The sequence below is a fragment of the Methylocystis iwaonis genome (assembly GCF_027925385.1).
Classification (GTDB): domain Bacteria; phylum Pseudomonadota; class Alphaproteobacteria; order Rhizobiales; family Beijerinckiaceae; genus Methylocystis; species Methylocystis iwaonis.
In genome coordinates this window covers 929,706-950,794 of record NZ_AP027142.1, presented here as the reverse complement: position 1 = coordinate 950,794, position 21,089 = coordinate 929,706, and the positions used below count along the sequence as shown (strand labels likewise).

Here is a 21,089-nt window from a genome sequence, read left to right as displayed (position 1 = left end):
TGAATCATGCGACATGTGCGGAAACCTGTTCGACGATGCGTCCTGGATGGGTGAAGATTTCGAAGTCGCGGCCCCGCATCACGGCCACGAGCGTCATACCGCATTTTTCGGCGCTGCGAACAGCCAAGGCCGTCGGCGCCGACACCGCCGCGATGATCGGCGCGCCGATGCGGGCGGCCTTTTGTACGAGCTCGACGGAGACGCGGCTCGTCATCAAAACTACCCCCTGCGACGCGGCGAGGCCTTGGCGCGCAAGCGCGCCAGCGAGCTTGTCGAGCGCATTGTGGCGCCCGACGTCCTCGCGCACGATGAGCGTGTTGGACGCGGGGCTCCAGAAAGCCGCGGCGTGAACCGCGCGCGTTTCCTGATTGATCTTCTGCGCGCCGGGCAGCCGGTCCATCGCCGCGATCAATCCTTCGGCGTCGACCGTGAGCGCATTGTCGAGCGTCGGCAGCGCGCGCGTCGCCGCCTCCAGGCTCTCGATGCCGCACAGCCCGCAACCGGTCGGCCCCGCCATGGAGCGCTTGCGCGCCGCATAAGCGTCCTGCCGGCCGCCGCCGAGCCATGTGCGCAGCTCGATGCCCGCGTCCGAAGTAACAATCTCGACCTCGCCCGCGTCCTCGGGCGCGTCAATGAGCCCCTCGGTGATGGCGAAGCCGACCGCGAAATCTTCGAGATCGGCGGGCGTCGCCATCATCACTGCATGGGTTGAGCCGCCATAGGTGAAGGCGATCGGCGTTTCTTCGGGGATCACGCGTGAAGAGCGCGCCGTCACATCGTGACGGCGCGCCAGGCATTCTACCCGAAGAGTGGCCGACGGCGTCTCGGTCATTCCGCCGCGTCGATCGTGCTCGCAATCCGCCGAGCGGACTCGGACAGCTCGCGATACTTCTCCTGGAACTCGGTGGGGCCGTTGCTCTTGGAGATCTGCACGGCCGTCACTTTGTATTCAGGGCAGTTCGTCGCCCAATCCGAATTGTCGGTGGTCACGACATTGGTGTTGCAGAGCGGATGATGGAAGGTCGTATAGACCACGCCCGGCGCCACGCGATCGGTGATCTTGACGCGAAGCGTCGTCTCGCCGGCGCGGCTCGCGACCTTCACCCAATCGCCCTCGACGACGCCGCGATCCTCCGCGTCATGCGGATGGATTTCGAGAACGTCCTCGGGATGCCATTGGCTGTTCTCGGTGCGGCGGGTCTGCGCGCCGACGTTGTACTGCGACAGGATGCGGCCCGTCGTCAGCAGCAGCGGGAAGCGCGGCCCGACCTTCTCGTCGGTCGGCACATATTCGGTGATGACGAATTTGCCCTTGCCGCGCGCGAAGCCCTCGATGTGCATGATCGGCATGCCGTCCGGCGATGCGTCGTTGCACGGCCACTGCACGGAGCCGACCTCTTCCAGCATCGTATAGGAGACGTTGCGGAAGGAGGGCGTCAGCCGCGCGATCTCGTCGATGATCTCGGACGGATGCGCGTAGCTCCAACCCAGGCCGAGCTTATTGGCGAGGTTCTGGGTGATCTCCCAATCGCCGTAGCCGTTCTTAGGCCTCATCACCTGGCGGATGCGCTGGATGCGGCGCTCGGCGTTGGTGAAGGTGCCGTCCTTCTCGAGGAAGGAGCAGCCCGGCAGGAAGACATGGGCGTAATGGGCGGATTCGACCAGGAACAGGTCCTGCACGATCACGATTTCCATATTGGCGAGAGCCGCCGAAACATGGCGCGTGTCGGGATCGGACTGCAGAATGTCCTCGCCCTGCAGATAGAGGCCCTTGAACCGGCCCTCAACCGCCGCGTCGAACATATTGGGGATGCGCAGGCCGGGCTCGGGGTCGAGCTTGACGCCCCAGTCCGCCTCGAAAGCGGCGCGCGCCGCCTCGCCCGAAATGTGCTGATAGCCCGGCAGCTCGTGCGGGAACGAGCCCATGTCGCAGGAGCCCTGCACATTGTTCTGGCCACGCAGCGGGTTCACGCCGACGCCGCGACGGCCGAGATTGCCGGTCGCCATGGCGAGGTTGGCGATGCCCATGACCGTGGTGGAGCCCTGCGAGTGCTCCGTCACGCCGAGACCGTAGTAGATCGCCCCATTGCCGCCGGTCGCATAAAGACGCGCGGCGCCGCGGATGTCTTCGGCCTTGACGCCGATGACCGACTCCAGCGCCTCGGGGCTGTTGCGGTCGAGCGACACGAAGTCGGCCCAAGCCTGGAACTCGTCCCAATCGCAGCGCGCGCGGACGAACTCTTCGTTGACGAGCCCTTCCGTCACGATGACATGGGCGAGCGCCGTGACCATCGCGACATTGGTGCCGGGCTTGAGCGGCAGGTGGAAGTCCGCCGCGATATGGGGCGAACGCACCAGGTCGGTGCGGCGCGGATCGATGACGATCAGCTTGGCGCCCTCGCGCAGGCGCTTCTTCATGCGCGAGCCGAAGACCGGATGCGCGTCGGTCGGATTGGCGCCGATGACGAGAATGACGTCGGAGTCGTCGACCGAGTCGAAATCCTGCGTGCCGGCCGAGGTGCCGAAGGCCTGGTTGAGGCCGTAGCCGGTCGGCGAATGGCAGACGCGGGCGCAAGTGTCGACGTTGTTGTTGCCGAAGCCGGCGCGCACGAGCTTCTGAACGAGATAGGTCTCTTCGTTCGAGCAGCGCGACGAGGTGATGGCGCCGACCGAGCCCTTGCCATATTTCGCCTGCACCGCCTTCAGACGGTCGGCGGCGAAGGTCAAAGCCTCATCCCAGGAGACGACCTGCCACGGCTGATCGATCGACTCGCGGATCATCGGATTGAGGATGCGGTCGCCGTGATGGGCGTAGCCGTAGGCGAAGCGGCCCTTGATGCAGCTATGGCCGTGATTGGCCTTGCCGTCCTTCCAGGGCACCATGCGCACGAGCTCTTCGCCGCGCATCTCGGCCTTGAAGGTGCAGCCCACGCCGCAATAGGCGCAGGTGGTGACGGCGGAATGCTCCGGCTGGCCGATGGCGATGACCGACTTCTCGGTGAGGGTCGCCGTCGGGCAGGCCTGCACGCAAGCGCCGCAGGAGACGCATTCCGACTCCATGAAGGCTTCGTCCATGCCGGGCGAAACGCGCGAGTCGAAGCCGCGTCCGGAGATCGTCAGCGCGAAAGTGCCCTGCACTTCCTCGCAGGCGCGCACGCAGCGGTTACAGACGATGCACTTCGCCGGGTCATAGGTGAAGTACGGGTTCGACTCGTCCTTCGGCTTCCAATTGAAATTGGCTTCGCCATTGTTGCGGGCGAAGACATGGTTGGAGCCGTCATAGCCATAACGCACGTCGCGCAGGCCGACAGCGCCGGCCATATCCTGCAGCTCGCAATCGCCATTGGCGGCGCAGGTCAGACAGTCGAGCGGATGGTCGGAGATATAGAGCTCCATCACGCCGCGACGGATGGCGGAAAGGCGCGGCGTCTGGGTCTTGACGGAGATGCCCGGCGCGACCGGCGTGGTGCAGGAAGCGGGCGTGCCGTTGCGGCCCTCGACCTCGATCACGCAGAGGCGGCAGGAGCCGAAAGCCTTGATGCTGTCCGTGGCGCAGAGCTTCGGGATCTCGGTCCCGGCCTCCATCGCCGCGCGCATGATGGAGGTTCCCTCGGGAACAGTGACGCTCTTGCCGTCGATGGTCAGCGTGACCATGTTCGCCGACTTGGACTCTGGCGTCCCGTAATCTGTCTCTTTGATAAGCGTCATGGCGGCTACCTCACTCAGCGGCTTCAAGGGCCGACTTGCGGAAGTCCTCTGGGAAATGGCGTAGAGCGCTCTCGACGGGATACGGCGCGAAGCCGCCCAATGCACACAATGAGCCAAACTTCATGGTGTGGCAGAGGTCCTTGAGAAGCTCGATATTCTTCTCGACATCCTGACCATTGCGAATTTTGTCGATCGTCTCGACGCCGCGCGTCGAGCCGATACGGCAAGGCGTGCATTTTCCGCAGCTTTCGATCGCGCAGAATTCCATGCCGAAACGCGCCATCCACAGCATGTCGATCGTGTCGTCGAACACGACGAGCCCGCCATGGCCGATCAGGCTGTCTTTCGCCGCAAAAGCTTCGTAGTCGAAAGGTAGGTCGAAAAGCGACACAGGCACATAGGCGCCGAGCGGACCGCCGACCTGCACCGCTTTCACCGGACGGCCCGTGCGCGTGCCGCCGGCGATGTCATTGACGATCGTGCCGAGCGGAATGCCGAAGTCGGTTTCGAACAGGCCGCCGAATTTCACATTGCCGGCGATCTGCAGCGGCATGGTGCCGCGCGAACGGCCGACGCCGAGATCGGCGTAATGCTTCGCGCCCTTCTCCAGAATCATCGGCACGGTGGCCATGGAGAGGACGTTGTTGACGACCGTAGGCTTGCCGAAGAGGCCGACATGGGCCGGCAGCGGCGGCTTGGCGCGCACGATGCCGCGCTTGCCCTCGAGGCTTTCGAGCAGCGACGTCTCCTCGCCGCAGACATAGGCGCCGGCGCCAATGCGCAGCTCGACGTCGAAATCGAAGCCAGAGCCCTTGATGTTCTGGCCGAGCCAGCCGGCGTCGCGCGCCTTCTCGATCGCAGCCTGGAAGACCTTGGCGACGACCGGATATTCCGAGCGCAGATAAACGTAGCCCTTGGAGGCGCCGATCGCATAGCCGCAGATGGTCATGCCCTCGATGAGGGAGAGCGGATCGCCTTCCATGATCATGCGGTCGGCGAAAGTGCCGGAGTCGCCCTCGTCGGCGTTGACGACCACATATTTTTGCCCGGGCGCGCAATCGGCGACCGTTTTCCACTTGATGCCGGTCGGGAAGCCTGCGCCGCCACGGCCGCGCAGGCCGGACTTGGCGACCTCGTCGACGATCGCAGCCGAGCCGATCTCGAAAGCGCGTTTCAGACCCTTGAAACCGTCATGCGCCTCATAGTCGGCGACCGACAGCGGGTCGATCACGCCGCAGCGCACGAAGGTGAAGCGGTTCTGGCGCTTCATCCAGGGGTGCTCTTCGACCACCCCGATGCTCAGCGCATGCGCGCCGCCGGTGAGGAAGCCCGCGTCGAACAGCGAGGCGACGTCCTTCACCTTGGCGGGGCCGTAACCGACACGGCCCGCGGGCGTCTCCACCTCGATCAGGGGCTCGAGCCAGAGCATGCCGCGCGAGCCGTTTCTCACGATCTCGACTTGCTGGCCGCGCGCGGCGGCCTCCTTGGCGACGGCGGCGGCGAGGCGATCGGCGCCCATCGCCACGGCGGCCATATCCAGCGGAATGTAGATCTTGGTCATTCGCCTTTCGCCTCTGCTACGATCTCGTCGAGCGTCGCGGCGTCGACCTGTCCAATCGGCTCGCCATCGTACAGGGCGGCCGGACTATGGGCGCACAGGCCCAGACAATAGACCGGCTCGACCGTGAGGGAGCCGTCGGGCGTCGTCTGATGCCATTCGAGCTTTTGGCGGGCGAGGAAGTCGTTGGCCTGCTTCTCGGCGCCCATCGACTGGCACGATTCGGCGCGGCAGATTTTCAGCGTGTGGCGGCCGTGCGGGGCGCTGTGGAAGTCGTGATAAAAGGTGACGACGCCATGCATTTCGGCGCGGCTGATGTTCAGCGCCGTCGCCATTTCCTTCACCGCGGAATCCGGCACATAGCCGAATTCAGCCTGAAGCGCATGCAATATGGGCAGTGCAGGTCCTTCGAGGCCCATATGGGCCGCAATGATCTCCCGCGCCCGCTCGTCGCTATACTGAGCAGCGCCAGCCATTTCTTCCCTCGCTTTGGGGCGTCGACCTTCGAGACAAGGCGCCCTTCATTTATATTATTCCGATGACACTGCCGGAATTCCCGGCGCCGATCAATACCGTCCCGGCCGTTGCGCCATAGGGCTTGCCTATCAATCGGCCAGACTGCCGCTTTCGGCGAGCGCTTTTGCCTCTGCAACGAGCGCGCCAACCAGCGGAATGACCGGATCGCGCAGCGGGGCGACCAGGCCGATCTCATGGCCGGCCTCGGGCTCGACAATGGGGATCGAGCGCAGCGGCGGCTGCGTCCCCAAGGTTTTCGCGAGCTTTTCCGGCATGATCGTCGCCCAGCGGCCGGATTTGACGTGGTCGTAGAGCAGAATGACCGAGTTCGACTCGAGAATCGGCGCGAGCTCGGCGCCATTGGCGCCGATCAGCCGTTCGACGATCCGGCGATTCTGCATGTCGGGCGTGAGCAGGCACAAATCGATCCGGCCGACGTCGGCCCAGGTGACCCGATCGCGGTCGCTCAACGGATTGCCCTCGGCTGTCAGCAGCCGGTAGCGTTCCGAACAAAGCGGTACGGTTCTGACACGGCCGAGCGGTTCATTATCGAGATAAGTAATGCCCGCGTCGATCTCGAGATTATCGAGCATGGCGAGCACCTCGGTCGATGACGCCGAGACCACCTTGAAGCGCACATGCGGATGCTTGGCGCGATAGGGCGTGGTGAGCGCCGAGACGATTCCCTCCGCCGTGGGAATGACGGCGATCTTGAGCTGCCCGCAGAGCCCTTCGCGCAGCGTGCGGACCTCCTGGCGCATGGCGCGGGCGTCGCCGACGATGCGCTTGGCCCATTCCAGCACCCGCTCGCCTTCGGCGGTCAGGCCGTGGAAGCGGGACGAGCGGTTGACCAGCAGCACCCCGAGCGAGTCCTCGAGCTGCTTGACGCCGGCGGAGAGCGTGGGCTGGGTGACGCCGCAAATCTCCGCCGCGCGAGAGAAGCTTTTCTCGCTGGCGACCGCGATGAGAAATTCGAGTTTGTCGATCACTTCGGAACGTGTCGGCGCCGATGGCGCCGCCTCTTGGGTTCATTCGCGGCATGCCCGACCACTTGGGCGGCGGCTCCCCCAGGCGCCTCTGCCTCGCGCTGGCCGTGCCATACCATACCGGCGACGCAAACGCCCGCGAAATCGAGAGGAAACGAGTCGCTCCGAGTCGGTGGATAGCGGCGCGCGCGATTGAGGCTTGCAAAGCTTTTGACTGGCGCCTGTCACAATTTGCCCATATTTGAACCGTCTCGAAAGGCCAGTATGTTTTTTGCAGCGCTCTCAACGGGCGGCGACCAAGGAGACGTTTTGCCAATGGCCAAGATAAAGGGGCTTTCCCGTCTCGGGGCATTCGCATCTTGCCTCGCCGCCGCCGCGCTCCCCGCCCCGGCTGCGCGAGCCACCCCGTCGCTCGTCATCGACGTGGCGTCCGGCTCGGTTCTCGAACAGGACCAGGCGACCGCCTCCTGGTACCCGGCCTCGCTGACCAAGCTGATGACCGCCTATGTCGCGCTCGACGCCGTGCGCGCCGGGCGCCTCACGATGGACACGCCCTTGATGGTGTCGCCGCGCGCCACGCGCATGGCGCCGTCCAAGATGGGCTTCCGCTCCGGCTCCGAGGTCACCCTGCAAAATGCGCTCATCATGCTGATGGTGAAGTCGGCGAACGACATCGCGGTCACCATTGCGGAAGGGGTTTCGGGCTCGGTCGAAGCCTTCGCCGACGATATGAACGCGGCTTCGCAGAAGCTCGGCATGACGCAATCGGTCTGGGTCAATCCCAACGGGCTGCCCGATACGCGCCAGGTCACTTCGGCCCGCGACCTCGCTCTTCTCGGCCGCGCCCTTTATGTGCAGTTTCCCGAATATTCAAACCTTTGGAACATCGGCGCCATGAAGCTCGGCGCCAGCGTCCACGCCACCCATAACGGCCTGCTCGGCCGCTACCCCGGCGCCGACGGCATGAAGACCGGCTTCACCTGCCCCGCCGGCTTCAATCTCGTCGCCTCGGCCACGCATGGCGGCCAGCGTCTCATTGCGGTCGTGCTCGGCGCGCCCTCCGCCTCGGCGCGCACGGCCAAGGCGGCGGCGCTGCTCGACCGCGCCTTCCAGACCGGCGGCTCGATCGGCTCGCTCGCGTCATTGCCCAGCGCCGGCCCGACGGCTGCGCCCGACATGCGCGACAGCGTCTGCCATCACCGCGGCGCGGCGACGGCGGAATTCATGAACGAAGTCGAGGATATGAGCATTCCGGTCGGCTCTGCGCCAACGGGCATTCCGCTGCTCGACGCGGTCGGCGCCGGCCAGCAGCAGATCAGCGTGAAAGACATCGCCCGCTTGCCGCGTCCGCATTTCGAGCCTGTGCCGGTCTTTGTCGGACGCGCGGCAGGCTATACCGGCCCCGTGGCCCGCGCCCGCGCGCCCGGCGCGCCGATCGGCGAGCAGCCCGATCTCGCCGCCTACGCCAATGTCGAGCCCACGGGCGGGGAGGCCTCGCCGATCAGCCGCGCCGCCCCCGACGCCGTCACGATGCGAAAGGGCAAGGGCAGAGCCGGCAAACACATTAGCCACGCCCATGTCCCCGCGCCGGCGCCCGTCGCGGACATCATTCACGAAGACAAGGCCGCTTCACACGACAAACCGGCGAAGGGCAAAGCGGCGAAGAAAGGCAAGGCGCAGGCGGAGAAAGCCGCGCCGGTGAAAATCGTCGCCAAGCCCGCCGAAAAGGCCGCGGCTGAAAAGCCGAAGGCTCCCGGCAAGGTCCACGCCGAGACCAAGCCGCACGGCAAAACCCAGTGAGTGAACACGCCGTGAGCGAAACTCTCGACGCCGCCGGCCGTCGGCCGCCGCCGCCCCTTCCATTGACCGTGCTGACCGGTTTTCTCGGCGCCGGCAAAACCACTTTGCTCAACCGCCTGCTCGCCGCGCCGGAGCTTTCCGACACGCTCGTCCTCATCAATGAGTTCGGCGAGATCGGCCTCGACCATCTCTTCATCGAGAAGATCGAAGGCGACATGGTGATGATGAGCTCGGGCTGCATCTGCTGCACGATTCGCGGCGATCTCGTGAACACGCTCGAGGATCTGCTGCGGCGGCTGGACAATGGGCGGATCAAGCCGTTCCGCCGCGTCGTGCTGGAGACGACGGGCCTCGCCGATCCGGCGCCCATCCTCCATACGATCATGAACCATCCTTATCTCGTGCTGCGCTTCCGGCTCGACGGGGTCGTGACCGTGATCGACGCCGTGAATGGCGAAGCGACGCTCGACGCCCATGAAGAGGCGGTGAAGCAGGCCGCCGTCGCCGATCGTCTGGTCGTCACGAAGACCGACCTGCCCGAGGGGGCCGCAAAGGCGGCGAGCCTGAAGTCCCGATTGGCGGCGCTGAACCCGGGCGCGCGCATCCTCGACGCCAGCGAGGCGACGCCCGCCGCTTTGCTCGACTGCGGCCTCTACGACCCGGCGACCAAGACGCCGCGCGTGCGCGACTGGTTGAACGCCGAGGCGGTGGACGAGGCGCATGAAGATGGCCATCATCACGAGCATGGCCACGCGCATCACGATCACCACCATCACGACGTTAATCGCCACGACGCGCACATTCAGGCGTTTTGCCTGACGGGCGACGAGCCCTTCACGCCCCCATCCTTCGACATTTTCATCGATCTGCTGCGCCATACGCACGGGCCGCGGCTGCTGCGGGTGAAGGGGATCGTCGCGCTTTCCGACGAACCCGAACGGCCTGTCGTCATCCATGGCGTGCAGCACGTCTTCCATCCGCCGCATCGGCTGGAGGCTTGGCCCGATGACGACCGGCGAACGCGCATCGTCTTCATCGTGAAGAATTTGGACCGGAAATTCGTCGAGGGGCTTTATGCGGCGCTGATTCATCGGCCGGCGGTCGGCACGCCCGACGCCGAGGCGCTGACCAATAATCCGCTGGCTCCCGCGAAGGGCGGGTTGCTGGGCTGAGGCCCCCTCCCCAACCCTCCCCCGCTCTCGCGGGAGAGGGGGCAGGTTGCGGCCTTCATCGACAACGCTGATCGCGCGCGTTCCCTCTCCCGCGCATAGCCCGGTGAAAGACGGGCGTCTTCCAGACGCCCTATGGCGGGGGAGGGACAGGGAGGGGGTCTTGCGCCATACTCCCAAGATGCAGTTCGACCGGCTCCCCCTCGACCGCCTCACCACCGCCGCCCGCCGCGCCGGCTCCGCGCTGCTCAACCTCGTCTATCCCCCCTCCTGCCTCGTCTGCCGCAAGGCGGTGGCGGAGCATGGGGCCTTGTGCGCGGCGTGCTGGCGGGAGATCGCCTTCATCGAGCGGCCCTTCTGCGAGCGGCTCGGCACGCCTTTCGCGCTCGATCTCGATCAGCCCGGCCTCATCTCCCCGGAGGCCGCCGCCAATCCGCCGGTCTTCCATCGCGCCCGCGCGGTGGCCCGCTACGATAGCGACAAGGCCCGCTCTCTCGCGCATCGGCTCAAATATTACGACCGGCTGGAGCTCGCCGCCCCCATGGGCCGCTGGATGGCGCGCGCCGGCGCAGATATTCTCGTCGACGCCGATCTGCTCGTTCCCATTCCGCTCCATCGCCTGCGCCTCGCCGCGCGGCGTTTCAACCAATCGGCGGAGCTGGCGCGGGCTATTTCCCGCGAATGCGGGGCGCCGGTGGAGACGCAAGCGCTTCTGCGCGTGAAGCCGACGGCGCCGCAGGTCGGCCTCTCCCGCGCCCAGCGCGCGGTCAATCTGTCGGGCGCCTTCCGCATCGATCCCGAGCGCGCCGCCCTCATCGAGAACGCCAAGCTTGTGCTGGTCGACGACGTGCTCACCACCGGGGCCACCGCCAACGCCGCCGCCCGCGCGCTTTTAAAATCGGGCGCCGCGCAGGTCGATCTGCTGGTCTTCGCGCGGGCGGTGACAAGCGCGTGACATCGGGGCTATAAGCGAGCCAACGAAACCATAGGTCCAGGCCTTCCCCCAAAATGGCGCGTATCGAAATCTACACGACCCCGACCTGCCCCTATTGCATCGCGGCCAAGCGGCTTTTGACGCAAAAGGGCGCTGCGTTCGAGGAAATCAATGTCGCGGGCGATCCGGCGGGCCGCCAGGCGATGAGCGAACGCGCCAATGGCCGCACCACCGTCCCACAGATTTTCATCGACGGAAAACATGTCGGCGGCTGCGACGATCTCCATGCGCTCGACAGCGAGGGCGGCCTCGACCCGCTCCTCGCCGCAGGAGCCTGATCAATGGTGCATTACACGCTGGTCTGCGACGAAGGGCACCAATTCGACGGTTGGTTTCGCGACAGCGAGACTTTCGAGAAGCAAGTCGAGCAGCATCTCGTCGTCTGCCCTTTCTGCGCGTCGGAGAAGGTCACACGCGGCGTGATGGCGCCGCATGTCGCGCGCAGCGGGCGGGAAGAGGCCCCTGCGCGCCTTCGCCAGATGATCAAGGAATTACGCGAGCATGTCGCCGCCGGGACCGAAGATGTCGGCGATCGTTTCCCCGACGAGGCGCGCGCCATCGAAGACGGCGAGGCGGAGCGCCGCCCGATCCGCGGCCGCGCCACTTTCGAAGAGGCCAAGGCGCTGCTCGAGGATGGGATCGAGATTCTACCGCTGCCGGATTTGCCGCAGGACAACTGACGCCATTGCCGTTTGGATAACGGCGTTATTCCCGACGGGCTGAAAGCCCGACAGGGAATCCAGAGCCTCCCGTCATTGCGAGCGAAGCGAAGCAATCCAGAGCCGCGATAGCCGCCCTGGATTGCTTCGTCGCTTACGCTCCTCGCAATGACGGCGGGCCAAGATAGCGCCGGTTTTGCTGCCATTGGGCGACGCCGCTAATCCTTCGGCGGATCGACGCGCTCGCACATCACCGTCGCGAGCCGCTCCCGCGCGCGCGTCATATCCGACGGGCGCTTCGCCAGCGAACGCACCAGCACGAAGCCGCGCTTGGCCGGCGCCGTGAGGCGCACTTGCTGCTGCGGCGCGTCGTCGCTGGCGCTCAAAGCGTCCATCTGCCTGTCGTCGCCGATCACGATGTCGATCTTGCCCTTGATCGCCGCGCGGTCGGTGATGGCGTGATAGATGCGGCCGGCTTTGGCGTGGAAGGAGAGCGCAAGATAATCGTCGCCGTCCGCCGGCGCCGTCACCCGCAGCATCCCTTTCGACAAATCATAGACGCAGACGCCTTCCGCAAAGGCCGGGTCTTCGAACGGCAAGGGCTCGGCGCCGGGCGCCATCGGCGGCAGCGCGACGAGCGCGAATGTCGGCGCGTCCCCGACGGCCGCGCGTGCGCGCGCATAGGCGTCTTGCGGCGCGACCGCCGGCATCAGCAGCACGGAAACAATATGCACGATGCCTGCGACGAGCAGCGTGGCTGCGGCCCAGGGCAAATAATCGAAAAAGCGGTCGGGAGGAGCTAGGCGCACTTCAGCTTCACGATGCGGGGGAAAGTATTGGGATCGGGTCGGGCGTCGACATCGAGCGGCGTATCATAGAGACGCAGCATGAGCACGAATTTGCGCGCCTCTCCTGGAGACAGCCAGTTGCCGGCGCGGGCGTGACGGGCAATCACGAGTTCGAAGCCGCCGCCCTCGCGCCGCAACACGTCGACCGACGAAAAGCCGTAGCGCCCCGCCGGATTGTCGATGAGCCCGCCGCTCGGCGTCGCGAGCGACAGAGTCCAGAAACGCGCCGGCGGCAGCGGATCGACGACGCTATATTCGCAGGCGCCGTCGAGCGGGGCGCCGCTCGAATCCGCCGTCGCGATAAAGGCCAGGCCTTGGTCGCGCCCCAAGGGCGCTTCTCCCGAACGCGCGATCGCGGCGCGGGCGTAGGGATCGATATTCGGGCCGCCGACGGATGGCCAAGCCGTCCAGGGGCCCGCCCGCAAGGCGTTGAAGCCATGGCCGGCGTTGAGCGAAACGACCGTCGCCGCGAGCCCGAGCGCGAGGCCGCCCATCATCGCCGAAGCGGCTCGGAGATATTTCGCGTAAGGGGGATTCGCTCCAAAAGCCGTCTGGCGTTTCATTTGGCCCCTCGCTATTGGACCGCGCCGATCGTGGGGAAATCGCCGCCGCGCGTCTGCGCGATCGTCGCCGGCGAGACGAGCGAACTCTGCCTGCCGGTCGCGGCGCTCCGCGCCTTTTTCTCGATCGACTCCAGCGCCTGCGCCGCGCCCTTGGAGAGGGTCGCCGGCCGTTGCGGGGCGCCGAGTTCCAGAGGCTTTGCGCCGTTCTCACTGACTGTGGCGGCCTCCGGCCTGGCTTGCGGCGTGAGCCCGACAATGGGTTTGAGCGCCACGCCCTGATGCGCATAGGCCATGACGTCGTGCCAGGTGCCGGCCGGCAACGTGCCGCCGGTCATGTTGTTCATGGGCTCATTGTCGTCGTTGCCATACCAGACGCAGCCGCCCATCGTGCCGGAATAGCCGCAGAACCAGGCGTCCTTATAGCCATTGGTCGTGCCGGTCTTGCCGATCACGTCGATGCCCTCGCCAAGCTGAGCGCGCCTGCCTGTGCCCTCTTCCACCACCTTCTTCATCATGCCGGCCAGGTCCACGACTTTCTCGTAAGGCAGCACCTGTTTTTGCGGCGGCGCGTCGCGGTCGTGGCGATAGAGCAGATCGCCCTGGCGATTGCGGATTTCGACGGCGGCGAAAGGAATGACGCGCTTCCCGCCATTCACGAAGGCGGCGTAGGCGGAAGAATGCTCGATGAGGATCACGTCGCTCTGGCCGACAGGCAGCGACGGCGTGTCCTCGAGCGGCGTGCTGATTCCGAGCTTGCGGCAAGTCTCGATGATCTTCGCGCGGCCAATGCGCGAATCGCCATTGCCGATCGCCTGCGAGAGCTGGATGGCGACGGTATTGAGCGATTTCGCCAGCGCCATGGCGAGCGGCATGGAGCCCGCATAACCGCCGCTATAGTTGTGAACGCAATAATTGCCGATGCAGGTCGGTCGGTCGGTGACGATGGTCGTGGGCTTGAAGCGGCCGGTCATCAGCGCCGTGAGATAGACATAGGGCTTGAAGGAAGAGCCCGGCTGACGCGAGCCGTCGGTCGCGCGGTTGAATTGGCTCGCCCCATAGTCGCGGCCGCCGATAATGGCGCGCACGGCGCCGTCCGGCTCCATGACGACCATCGCCGCCTGCTTGACGTGATAAGAGCGGCCCTGCTCGCGTAGATTTTTCTCGATGACCTCTTCCGCGCGTTTCTGCACATTGGAATCGAGCGCCGTGCGAACCGCGAGCACGCGATTGTCGCTAAGCTTGCCGGCGGCAGCGAGCTTGCGAATTTCGCCATAGGCAAAGTCGAGATACCAGTCGGGACTATCCTGCCGCTGCCGATCGACGGGCGTCGCCGGGCTCTTTTGCGCCGCGATGACCTGGCTCTCGGTCATGAAGCCGGCGTCGACCAGATTGTTGAGCACGTCATTGGCGCGCGCGCGGGCGGCGGGAAGATTATTGTGCGGGGCGTATTTTGTCGGCGCCTTGAACAGGCCGGCGAGCATCGCGGCCTCTGCGAGCGTGACGTCCTTGACCGACTTGCCGAAGTAGAACTCCGCAGCGGCCTGAATGCCGAAAGCGCCGCCGCCCATATAGACGCGATCGAGATAAAGCTTGAGGATCTCGCGCTTGGTGAGGTGATGCTCCAGCCACAAGGCGAGAAAGGCCTCGTTGATCTTGCGGGTGATGGTGCGCTCGTTGGAGAGGAAGAGATTCTTGGCGAGCTGCTGCGTGATGGAGGAGCCGCCCTGCACCACGCCCGAGGAGCGCGCATTGACCGTCAGCGCGCGCGCCGTGCCGATCACGTCTATGCCGAAATGCTCGTAGAAGCGGCGATCCTCCGTCGCGAGCACGGCCTTGATGAGATAGTCGGGATATTCCTCCAGCGGCACCGCGTCGTCGTGCTTGATGCCGCGCTGGCCGACTTCATTGCCGTAGCGGTCCAGGAAGGTGACCGCGAGATCGGTCTGCTTCAGCCAGTCGCCCTCGCTGGTCATTTGGAAGGCCGAGCTTGCGAGCGCCGCCATGGCGATCAGCCCGATGACGCCCCAGGTGAGCGTCTCGCAGGCAAGCTCGACCCCGAGGCGCGCAAAGCCCGAGACATGGAAGCGCTCCATGAAGGTCGAGAAATTCTCGTAAAGCTCGCGCGACCGCCGGCCGCTGTCGAAGACGCTCGAATCGATGAGCGCGTCCGCCGACAGCAGAATGCGCCGGATGCGCTTCACAAAGGACGAGGACCAAAGACGCTCGAACAAGGCTCGCAGGCTCCCGGCGGGACAATTAAAATCGCGGCGCGCGACGTTAGCATCTTTTAAACCATCTTGACGACGACGCCGCCGCCCCCCATTCCGATTATGGTTTCCGCCAGATGGCGGAACAGCCGGACAGGGAAGAATGTCAGGGGAAAAAGGCGAAAAAGGCGCGGCGACCCCATTTTGGGAAAAGCCGCTATCCGAGCTTACGCGCGCACAATGGGAGAAGCTCTGCGACGGTTGCGGGCGCTGCTGCCTGGTAAAGCTCGAGGATGAGGATACCGGCGCGATCTACCATACGAGCGTCTCCTGCAAGATGCTGGACCACGAGTCCTGCCAGTGCGGCGACTATAAGAACCGCCGCGACCATGTGCCCGACTGCGTGCGGCTGACCTTGAAGAAGCTGCAGGAAATCGACTGGCTGCCGCCCACCTGCGCCTATGTGCTGCGCGACGCAGGCAAGCCCCTGCCACCCTGGCACCCGCTGATCTCGGGCGACCCCGAGAGCGTGCATCGCGTAGGGGTCTCGGTGCGCGGAAAGGTTGAGGTCAGCGAGGCTGACATCGACGAGGAGGATACGCCGGACTACATCCGGCTGTGGCCGAAGCGCTGGCCGAAGAAGGCGCGGTATTGAGGTGACTATTGAGCGCGCCGCGCTCGCGATGAAGGGCACCAAAGTCAAGCGCCTCACCTATAACCATCCCGTTGGGGGGGGGTAAGGCCGCTCGCTTCCTTCATAGGAGGAAGAAGGTGAAGAAAGGGAAGCTTTAACGGGCTTCCCTTTTTCTTTTTTCGGAGTCACGCTCTTAGCTGGAGCGGGACTAACGATCTGCGCGCCACGACGCGCACCATCCATACGCTGTTACGCTTCCTTATCGCCATAAGAGCCAATCGGATCGCCTTTTTGGCCGCAGAATTCACAGGACTGGATATGAGCGACCCAAAGTATCTTAGTGATTTAAGAAAATATGGATCAGGTGATCCAACACAAGATGACCTACAGTCGCTTGAGGCAGAGCTATACGAAGGACCGGACCGCGCTATGGCGGTTGTGATGGGGTCGCTGGTGGAACGCTCGCTAGGCAAGCTTTTGCGTAACCATATGAGAGAAGATGAAGTAGAGGAACTCTTCAAGCCATCTGGGGTACTCGGCGATTTCAGCTCAAAAATCGAGATGTCGTACGCCCTAAAGTTGGTCGGAAGAGTCACTCGACACGACCTCAACATAATCCGACTTTTGAGAAATCAGTTTGCTCACTCTCGAAGGCCAATCCAGTTCACAACAGACGTTGTTAAGCGCTGCTGCAACGAGCTTTCATACCCTGATATGCCAAGTGTATTCATCCCATTCGACTACTTAAACAAGGTCACAGAAGCCCGCCTTGCTGAGGCCTCAGACAAAACCCACCCAAGAACTCGCTTCATGGTAACATGCAATGAAATTGCCCAAAGAATATATTTTATCAGGAGCGGCGATATTAGCGATAAACGAAATGACCTTCCTTAAAGGCGATGCGCGCCAGCTCAACAGATAATTAATAATATTTTCCATTCGCAAAACACATCGCATACGTCCACCTTGGCCGTCCGTCCAAGCGCAACAATCTCACCCCCAGAGGTACTTGGCAATTTTATACCTTCCCCCGGCTCACTCTTGAGGACCACAATGCCCTTCGAGAGATAACCTTTATCGGCCCGAACGCAGGGCACAGCCCGCGATCTGCAAAAGGGATTTTTTCCTAACATCTACTCTTCATGCAAATCAGAAATACAGCCCTATTTTTGATGGACTATTGCGATTTCAACGGCTTTCGCCTCCTGTGACACCCCGACTTCGCAAGGATTTTATTCTTGACAGCGGGACGCTAGTCGGGTAGATAAAGCCCATGCTCCACAATTGCGCTCGAGCGGCGAGGCCGCCGAAGCGCCGCGGGGACTATCCGCCCATCAAGCGAAGCCATCCAGAGCCCGGCTCCGGATGGCTTCGTCGTTTTCGGCGCCTTGAGCGGGCCTGAAGGCCCGCGGTCCGGACCGCGCGCCTTCAGGCGCGCATTGCAACGCCACAACGAGAACGCATGGCGACAAGCCCCTCCCCGCCGCGCGCGAAAGTCGCGCAGGCGAAACTTCTCTATGACGCCGGCGCGCCGCTCACGGAGATCACGAAGCTCCTCGGCATGACCGACGGACAATTTCGCAGCTTTCGCGAAAGGAACGACTGGCCCAAACGCGCCTCGGCCTGCAAGCGCAAGGCGGACGCCGAAACGCCGCCGCCGCAGACAAAACCCGCCGACCCGGCCCGGCTCATCGCGCGGCTCGAAGATGCGGTCGAGCGCGAATTCGCGCGCGCCGAGACGGCGCTCGACAAACATGCGCCCAAGACAATCGAAGCCAGCGCACGAACCCTCGCAACGCTCGTCAAGACGCTCGCCGAATTGAAGCGCATGCGGCGCGAGGCCGACGAAACCAGAAAGGACGCGACGGCCCCCGATGACGACGCCAGCGACGCGCCGCCCCGCGAATTGGCCGAGCTCCGCGCGGAGCTTGCTCGACGGCTCGAGCGCTTGCGCGGCGGCGGGCCGCCTGGATGAGCTGCTCGACGGTTTTGCGCCGCGCGAGCTGGAACGATTGCTCGCGGACTGGGAATTCGTCGCGCGCAAGGATCAATGGCCGCCGGACGCCACATCGAACGGCCTGCCCTGGCGTCAATGGCTCATTCTCGGCGGACGCGGCGCGGGCAAGACGCGCGCCGGCGCCGAATGGGTGAAGGGCCTTGCGCTCGGGCGCCCGCAATTCTGCCTGCATCCCGCTGGCCGCATCGCGCTTGTCGGCGAGACGGCGGCGGATGTGCGCGACGTGATGGTCGAAGGCGTCTCCGGCCTTCTCTCCGTGCATGACAGACGCGAGCGGCCACGCTGGGAAAGCTCGCGACGACGTTTGCTATGGGACAGCGGCGCCGTCGCGCAGGCCTTTTCGGCGGAAGACCCGGAAAGCCTGCGCGGCCCGCAATTTCACGCCGCCTGGTGCGACGAGCTCGCCAAATGGCGCTACGCCAGGGAGACTTGGGACATGCTGCAATTTGGCCTGCGTCTCGGCGATTGGCCGCGCCAGCTCGTGACTACGACGCCGCGACCCACGCCCTTGCTGAAAGAGCTGATCGCCCATCCCGCGACGGCGCTCACCCGCGCGCTGACGCGCGAGAACGCCGCCAATCTAGCGCCCTCCTTTCTGGAGAGCGTGATCGCGCAATATGCCGGCACAAGGCTCGGACGCCAGGAACTCGACGGCGAGATCGTCGAAGAGCGCAAGGATGCGCTGTGGACGCGCGACATGATGGACGCGGCGCGCGTGACGGAGGCGCCGCCTCTGGCGCGCATCGTCGTCGCCGTCGATCCGCCGGCGACCTCCGGCAAGCGCGCCGACAATTGCGGCATCGTCGCGGCCGGGGCCGACGCTGCGGGGCTTGTTTATGTGCTCGAAGACGCCACGCTGGAAACAGCGCGGCCGGCGCAATGGGCGCGCGCGGCGATCGCGCTCTATCACAAGCTTTCCGCCGATGCGCTGATCGCCGAAGTCAACCAGGGCGGCGAAATGGTGCGCGCCGTGTTGAACGAAGCCGACGCGAGCGCGCCTGTCACGATGGCGCGCGCGACAAGGGGCAAATATTTGCGCGCCGCGCCGGTGGCGCAGCTCTATGAGCAGGGCCGCGTGAAGCATGTCGGCGCCTTTCCGGCGCTCGAAGACGAAATGTGCGATTTCGGGCTCGACGGATTGTCGTCGGGGCGTTCGCCGGATCGGCTCGACGCGCTCGTATGGGCGGCGACGACGCTGGCGCTGGTGCCAAAAGCCCCGGAGCCGCGCATGCGGCGGGTGTAATTAGCCAGCTTTTCCCCTCTCCCGCCTGCGGGAGAGGGTGGCCCTCGCGTGAGCGAGGGTCGGGTGAGGGCCGCCCTCATCCGTCACGCGTTCCGCGCGACACCTTCTCCCGCAAGCGGGAGAAGGGAAATCCGGTCATTTCAAGAGACTTCTCATGCATTCATTCTTCTCGCGCCTTTTCGGCGCGGCGGCGCCCGTGCGCGAAGCCAAATACTCGCGCGCGGCGAAGCTGCTCGCCATGCATTCCATCGGCCTGCCGCAATGGACCTCGCGCAACAGCGCCGCCATGACGCGCGAAGGCTATGAGCGCAACGCCGTTTGCCACCGTTGCGTGCGCATGGTCGCGGAAGCCGCTGCTTCGGTCCCCTGGCTCATGTATCAGGGCCGCGAGGAGCTGATCGACCATCCGCTGCTTGCTTTGATCGAACGGCCCAATCCGCTCGACACCAGCGTCTCCTTCATCGAGGCGATCTGCGCCAATCTGCTGCTCTACGGCAACGCCTATATCGAATCCGTGCAGATCGACGGGCAATTGCGCGAACTCTACGCGCTGCGGCCCGATCGCATGAGCGTCGAACCGGGACGCAACGGCTGGCCCTCGGCTTACGTCTATCGCGCGCTCGGCGACGAGATCCGCTACGACATGCGGGGCGAAGGGATCGAGCCCATTCTGCATATACGCTTCTTCAACGCGCTCGACGATTATTACGGCTTCGCGCCGCTGGCCGCCGCGCAAGTCGCGCTCGACACGCATAACGCCGCGAGCTTTTGGAACAAGGCGCTGCTCGACAATTCTGCGCGACCTTCCGGCGCGCTCGTTTATGCAGGGCCGGAAGGCGCGCATCTCACGGACGACCAATTCAACCGGCTGAAGGAGGAGCTGGAGGAAAATTTCTCCGGCGCCGAAAACGCCGGAAGGCCGCTACTGTTGGAGGGCGGGCTCGATTGGAAGGCGTTGTCGCTGTCGCCAAAAGACATGGATTTTTCCGAGTCGAAAGCTTCCGCCGCGCGCGAGATTGCGCTCGCCTTCGGCGTGCCGCCGCTGATCCTCGGCCTGCCCGGCGACAACACTTTTTCCAACTACAGCGAAGCGCATCGCGCCTTCTGGCGCCAGACCGTGCTGCCGCTTGTGACCCGCGTGCAGAAGAGTTTTCAAGTGTGGCTGCAGCCGGGCTATGGGCCGTTCCGCTTCGACTACAACGCCGATCGGCTGGAAGCTTTGGCGAGCGAGCGCGCCGCCGAATGGGACCGCATCGGCAAGGCGAATTTCCTGACGCTCGGCGAGCAGCGTGAGGCGGTGGGCTACGGCCCGGCGCCGAAGGAGGCGCTCTTCGGCAAGGACGCTGGCGAAGGATGATGCCGAGACGCGGCGCGGTAAAATTAGAGGAAATGAATCAGCTGATATTCTTTCGCTCAACGGGCACAATGTCGAGCAGCTCCATCAGCGCTCCAACGCTCAAGGCGTCAAGCAACCTGACTATCGGATCGATAGCGAAATCTTCGACGCATTCGCACCGCGAACGGATCGGGCCCGGAATGTGTGGAGCTCCGCAAGATACAAAGTGACTACAGATCAGTCTGAGAATGTTGTAATTAACCTTATGGACTCGCCGCTGACGATTGAGGAGATCATCGCGCAGTTCCGAGCTTTTCCGATTCCGGGGCTGAGGCGCCTTTGGCTTATCGACCGGTATGGCAAGCGTTACTACCTTTTTTGAGGCCACAATGTCTATTTGCTTTGCTCTCAACAGTGCGCTATCGCCCGATCAGACGAAGGAACGAATCTCACAGGCCCAGGAAAAATATGGAGACATCCTCCGCTACTTCTGGATTTCAAAAGTCGGAGAAGCGGAGTCCTACAATCGCGAAGACGACGCCGAATTCGGTTTCGAACCGAAAAGCACATTCCTGATTCAATGGAATAAGGAGCGTTCGGAACTGATCCGGCTAATTCCCGTCATCTTTTACGACATCTTCGGAAAGGACAACGTCCTCATCCGTGACAATAACTACGACGTCGTCCCGCCTCCGTAAGCCTTAGAAGCTCCGGCGCGGAAAACGCGGGGCGTCCCTCGCTGCTCGAAGGCGGGCTCGATTGGAAAGCGTTGTCGCTGTCGCCAAAAGACATGGATTTCGCCGAGTCGAAAGCTTCCGCCGCGAGAAGCGATCGCTTCGAGCAATTGATTG

The 21,089-nt window shown here is 64.2% G+C and carries 20 protein-coding genes; 12 read left to right on the top strand and 8 right to left on the bottom strand.

Translation table 11 applies throughout. The annotated features are described in order from the left end of the window. Positions 1-4: 4 nt before the first annotated feature. From fdhD to QMG84_RS04580, 5 genes are all read right to left on the bottom strand, one after another. On the bottom strand, positions 5-832 hold the full coding sequence (gene fdhD / locus QMG84_RS04600; protein WP_281930773.1) for a formate dehydrogenase accessory sulfurtransferase FdhD: 828 nt from the start codon (positions 830-832) through the stop codon (positions 5-7). Then, positions 829-3,708, bottom strand: a complete 2,880-nt coding sequence (fdhF, locus tag QMG84_RS04595) for a formate dehydrogenase subunit alpha (protein ID WP_281930772.1) — start codon at positions 3,706-3,708, stop codon at positions 829-831. The genes fdhD and fdhF overlap by 4 nt, the downstream gene beginning before the upstream one ends. A 10-nt stretch (positions 3,709-3,718) precedes the next feature. Next, positions 3,719-5,269 carry a formate dehydrogenase beta subunit gene (locus QMG84_RS04590; RefSeq protein ID WP_281930771.1) on the bottom strand — a complete coding sequence of 517 codons (1,551 nt, stop codon included), beginning with the start codon at positions 5,267-5,269 and terminating at the stop codon, positions 3,719-3,721. Continuing rightward, a complete protein-coding gene (locus tag QMG84_RS04585; RefSeq protein ID WP_165051135.1) occupies positions 5,266-5,742 on the bottom strand; it encodes a formate dehydrogenase subunit gamma in 477 nt (158 codons plus the stop codon). Before QMG84_RS04585 ends, QMG84_RS04590 begins: the two co-directional genes overlap by 4 nt. A 129-nt stretch (positions 5,743-5,871) precedes the next feature. Continuing rightward, positions 5,872-6,771, bottom strand: a complete 900-nt coding sequence (locus QMG84_RS04580; protein WP_202072905.1) for a LysR family transcriptional regulator — start codon at positions 6,769-6,771, stop codon at positions 5,872-5,874. A gap of 312 nt (positions 6,772-7,083) precedes the next feature. Here QMG84_RS04580 and QMG84_RS04575 point away from each other — a divergent pair, with 312 nt between their 5' ends. From QMG84_RS04575 to QMG84_RS04555, 5 genes are all read left to right on the top strand, one after another. Continuing rightward, positions 7,084-8,568: a D-alanyl-D-alanine carboxypeptidase family protein gene (locus QMG84_RS04575; RefSeq protein ID WP_281930767.1), complete on the top strand. Its 1,485-nt coding sequence runs from the start codon at positions 7,084-7,086 to the stop codon at positions 8,566-8,568. A gap of 11 nt (positions 8,569-8,579) precedes the next feature. After that, positions 8,580-9,740: a CobW family GTP-binding protein gene (locus QMG84_RS04570; RefSeq protein WP_281930766.1), complete on the top strand. Its 1,161-nt coding sequence runs from the start codon at positions 8,580-8,582 to the stop codon at positions 9,738-9,740. A 178-nt stretch (positions 9,741-9,918) separates the two neighbouring features. After that, complete coding sequence (locus tag QMG84_RS04565) at positions 9,919-10,692, top strand: ComF family protein (RefSeq protein ID WP_281931902.1); 774 nt, start codon at positions 9,919-9,921, stop codon at positions 10,690-10,692. A 53-nt stretch (positions 10,693-10,745) separates the two neighbouring features. Continuing rightward, positions 10,746-11,009: a glutaredoxin 3 gene (gene grxC, locus QMG84_RS04560; RefSeq protein ID WP_202072908.1), complete on the top strand. Its 264-nt coding sequence runs from the start codon at positions 10,746-10,748 to the stop codon at positions 11,007-11,009. Positions 11,010-11,012: 3 nt separating this feature from the next. Continuing rightward, on the top strand, positions 11,013-11,411 hold the full coding sequence (locus tag QMG84_RS04555; protein ID WP_281930764.1) for a DUF1178 family protein: 399 nt from the start codon (positions 11,013-11,015) through the stop codon (positions 11,409-11,411). 197 nt (positions 11,412-11,608) lie between these two features. On the opposite strand, the gene QMG84_RS04550 is transcribed toward QMG84_RS04555, so the two are convergent. Genes QMG84_RS04550 through QMG84_RS04540 form a run of 3 tightly spaced genes read right to left on the bottom strand, consistent with a single transcriptional unit; the run spans position 11,609 to position 15,032 of the window. Further along, a complete protein-coding gene (locus QMG84_RS04550) occupies positions 11,609-12,199 on the bottom strand; it encodes a DUF1254 domain-containing protein (RefSeq protein WP_202072910.1) in 591 nt (196 codons plus the stop codon). Further along, positions 12,190-12,801: a DUF1214 domain-containing protein gene (locus tag QMG84_RS04545; RefSeq protein WP_281930762.1), complete on the bottom strand. Its 612-nt coding sequence runs from the start codon at positions 12,799-12,801 to the stop codon at positions 12,190-12,192. Before QMG84_RS04545 ends, QMG84_RS04550 begins: the two co-directional genes overlap by 10 nt. Positions 12,802-12,812: 11 nt before the next feature. Then, the gene (locus QMG84_RS04540) at positions 12,813-15,032 is read right to left on the bottom strand and encodes a transglycosylase domain-containing protein (RefSeq protein WP_281930760.1); all 2,220 of its coding nucleotides are present in this window, start codon (positions 15,030-15,032) and stop codon (positions 12,813-12,815) included. Between the two features lie 139 nt (positions 15,033-15,171). Here QMG84_RS04540 and QMG84_RS04535 point away from each other — a divergent pair, with 139 nt between their 5' ends. From QMG84_RS04535 to QMG84_RS04510, 7 genes are all read left to right on the top strand, one after another. Continuing rightward, on the top strand, positions 15,172-15,663 hold the full coding sequence (locus QMG84_RS04535; protein WP_281930758.1) for a YcgN family cysteine cluster protein: 492 nt from the start codon (positions 15,172-15,174) through the stop codon (positions 15,661-15,663). 270 nt (positions 15,664-15,933) lie between these two features. Continuing rightward, on the top strand, positions 15,934-16,536 hold the full coding sequence (locus QMG84_RS04530) for a hypothetical protein (protein ID WP_281930757.1): 603 nt from the start codon (positions 15,934-15,936) through the stop codon (positions 16,534-16,536). Between the two features lie 568 nt (positions 16,537-17,104). Further along, the gene (locus QMG84_RS04525; RefSeq protein WP_281930755.1) at positions 17,105-17,617 is read left to right on the top strand and encodes a hypothetical protein; all 513 of its coding nucleotides are present in this window, start codon (positions 17,105-17,107) and stop codon (positions 17,615-17,617) included. After that, complete coding sequence (locus QMG84_RS04520; RefSeq protein WP_281930753.1) at positions 17,571-18,902, top strand: DNA-packaging protein; 1,332 nt, start codon at positions 17,571-17,573, stop codon at positions 18,900-18,902. The genes QMG84_RS04525 and QMG84_RS04520 overlap by 47 nt, the downstream gene beginning before the upstream one ends. Before the next feature lie 154 nt (positions 18,903-19,056). Continuing rightward, positions 19,057-20,259: a phage portal protein gene (locus QMG84_RS04515; protein ID WP_281930752.1), complete on the top strand. Its 1,203-nt coding sequence runs from the start codon at positions 19,057-19,059 to the stop codon at positions 20,257-20,259. Beyond that, positions 20,192-20,620, top strand: a complete 429-nt coding sequence (locus tag QMG84_RS21370; RefSeq protein WP_350356504.1) for a CdiA C-terminal domain-containing protein — start codon at positions 20,192-20,194, stop codon at positions 20,618-20,620. The genes QMG84_RS04515 and QMG84_RS21370 overlap by 68 nt, the downstream gene beginning before the upstream one ends. 7 nt (positions 20,621-20,627) lie before the next feature. Then, on the top strand, positions 20,628-20,936 hold the full coding sequence (locus tag QMG84_RS04510; protein ID WP_202072918.1) for a hypothetical protein: 309 nt from the start codon (positions 20,628-20,630) through the stop codon (positions 20,934-20,936). Positions 20,937-21,089: the final 153 nt, after the last annotated feature.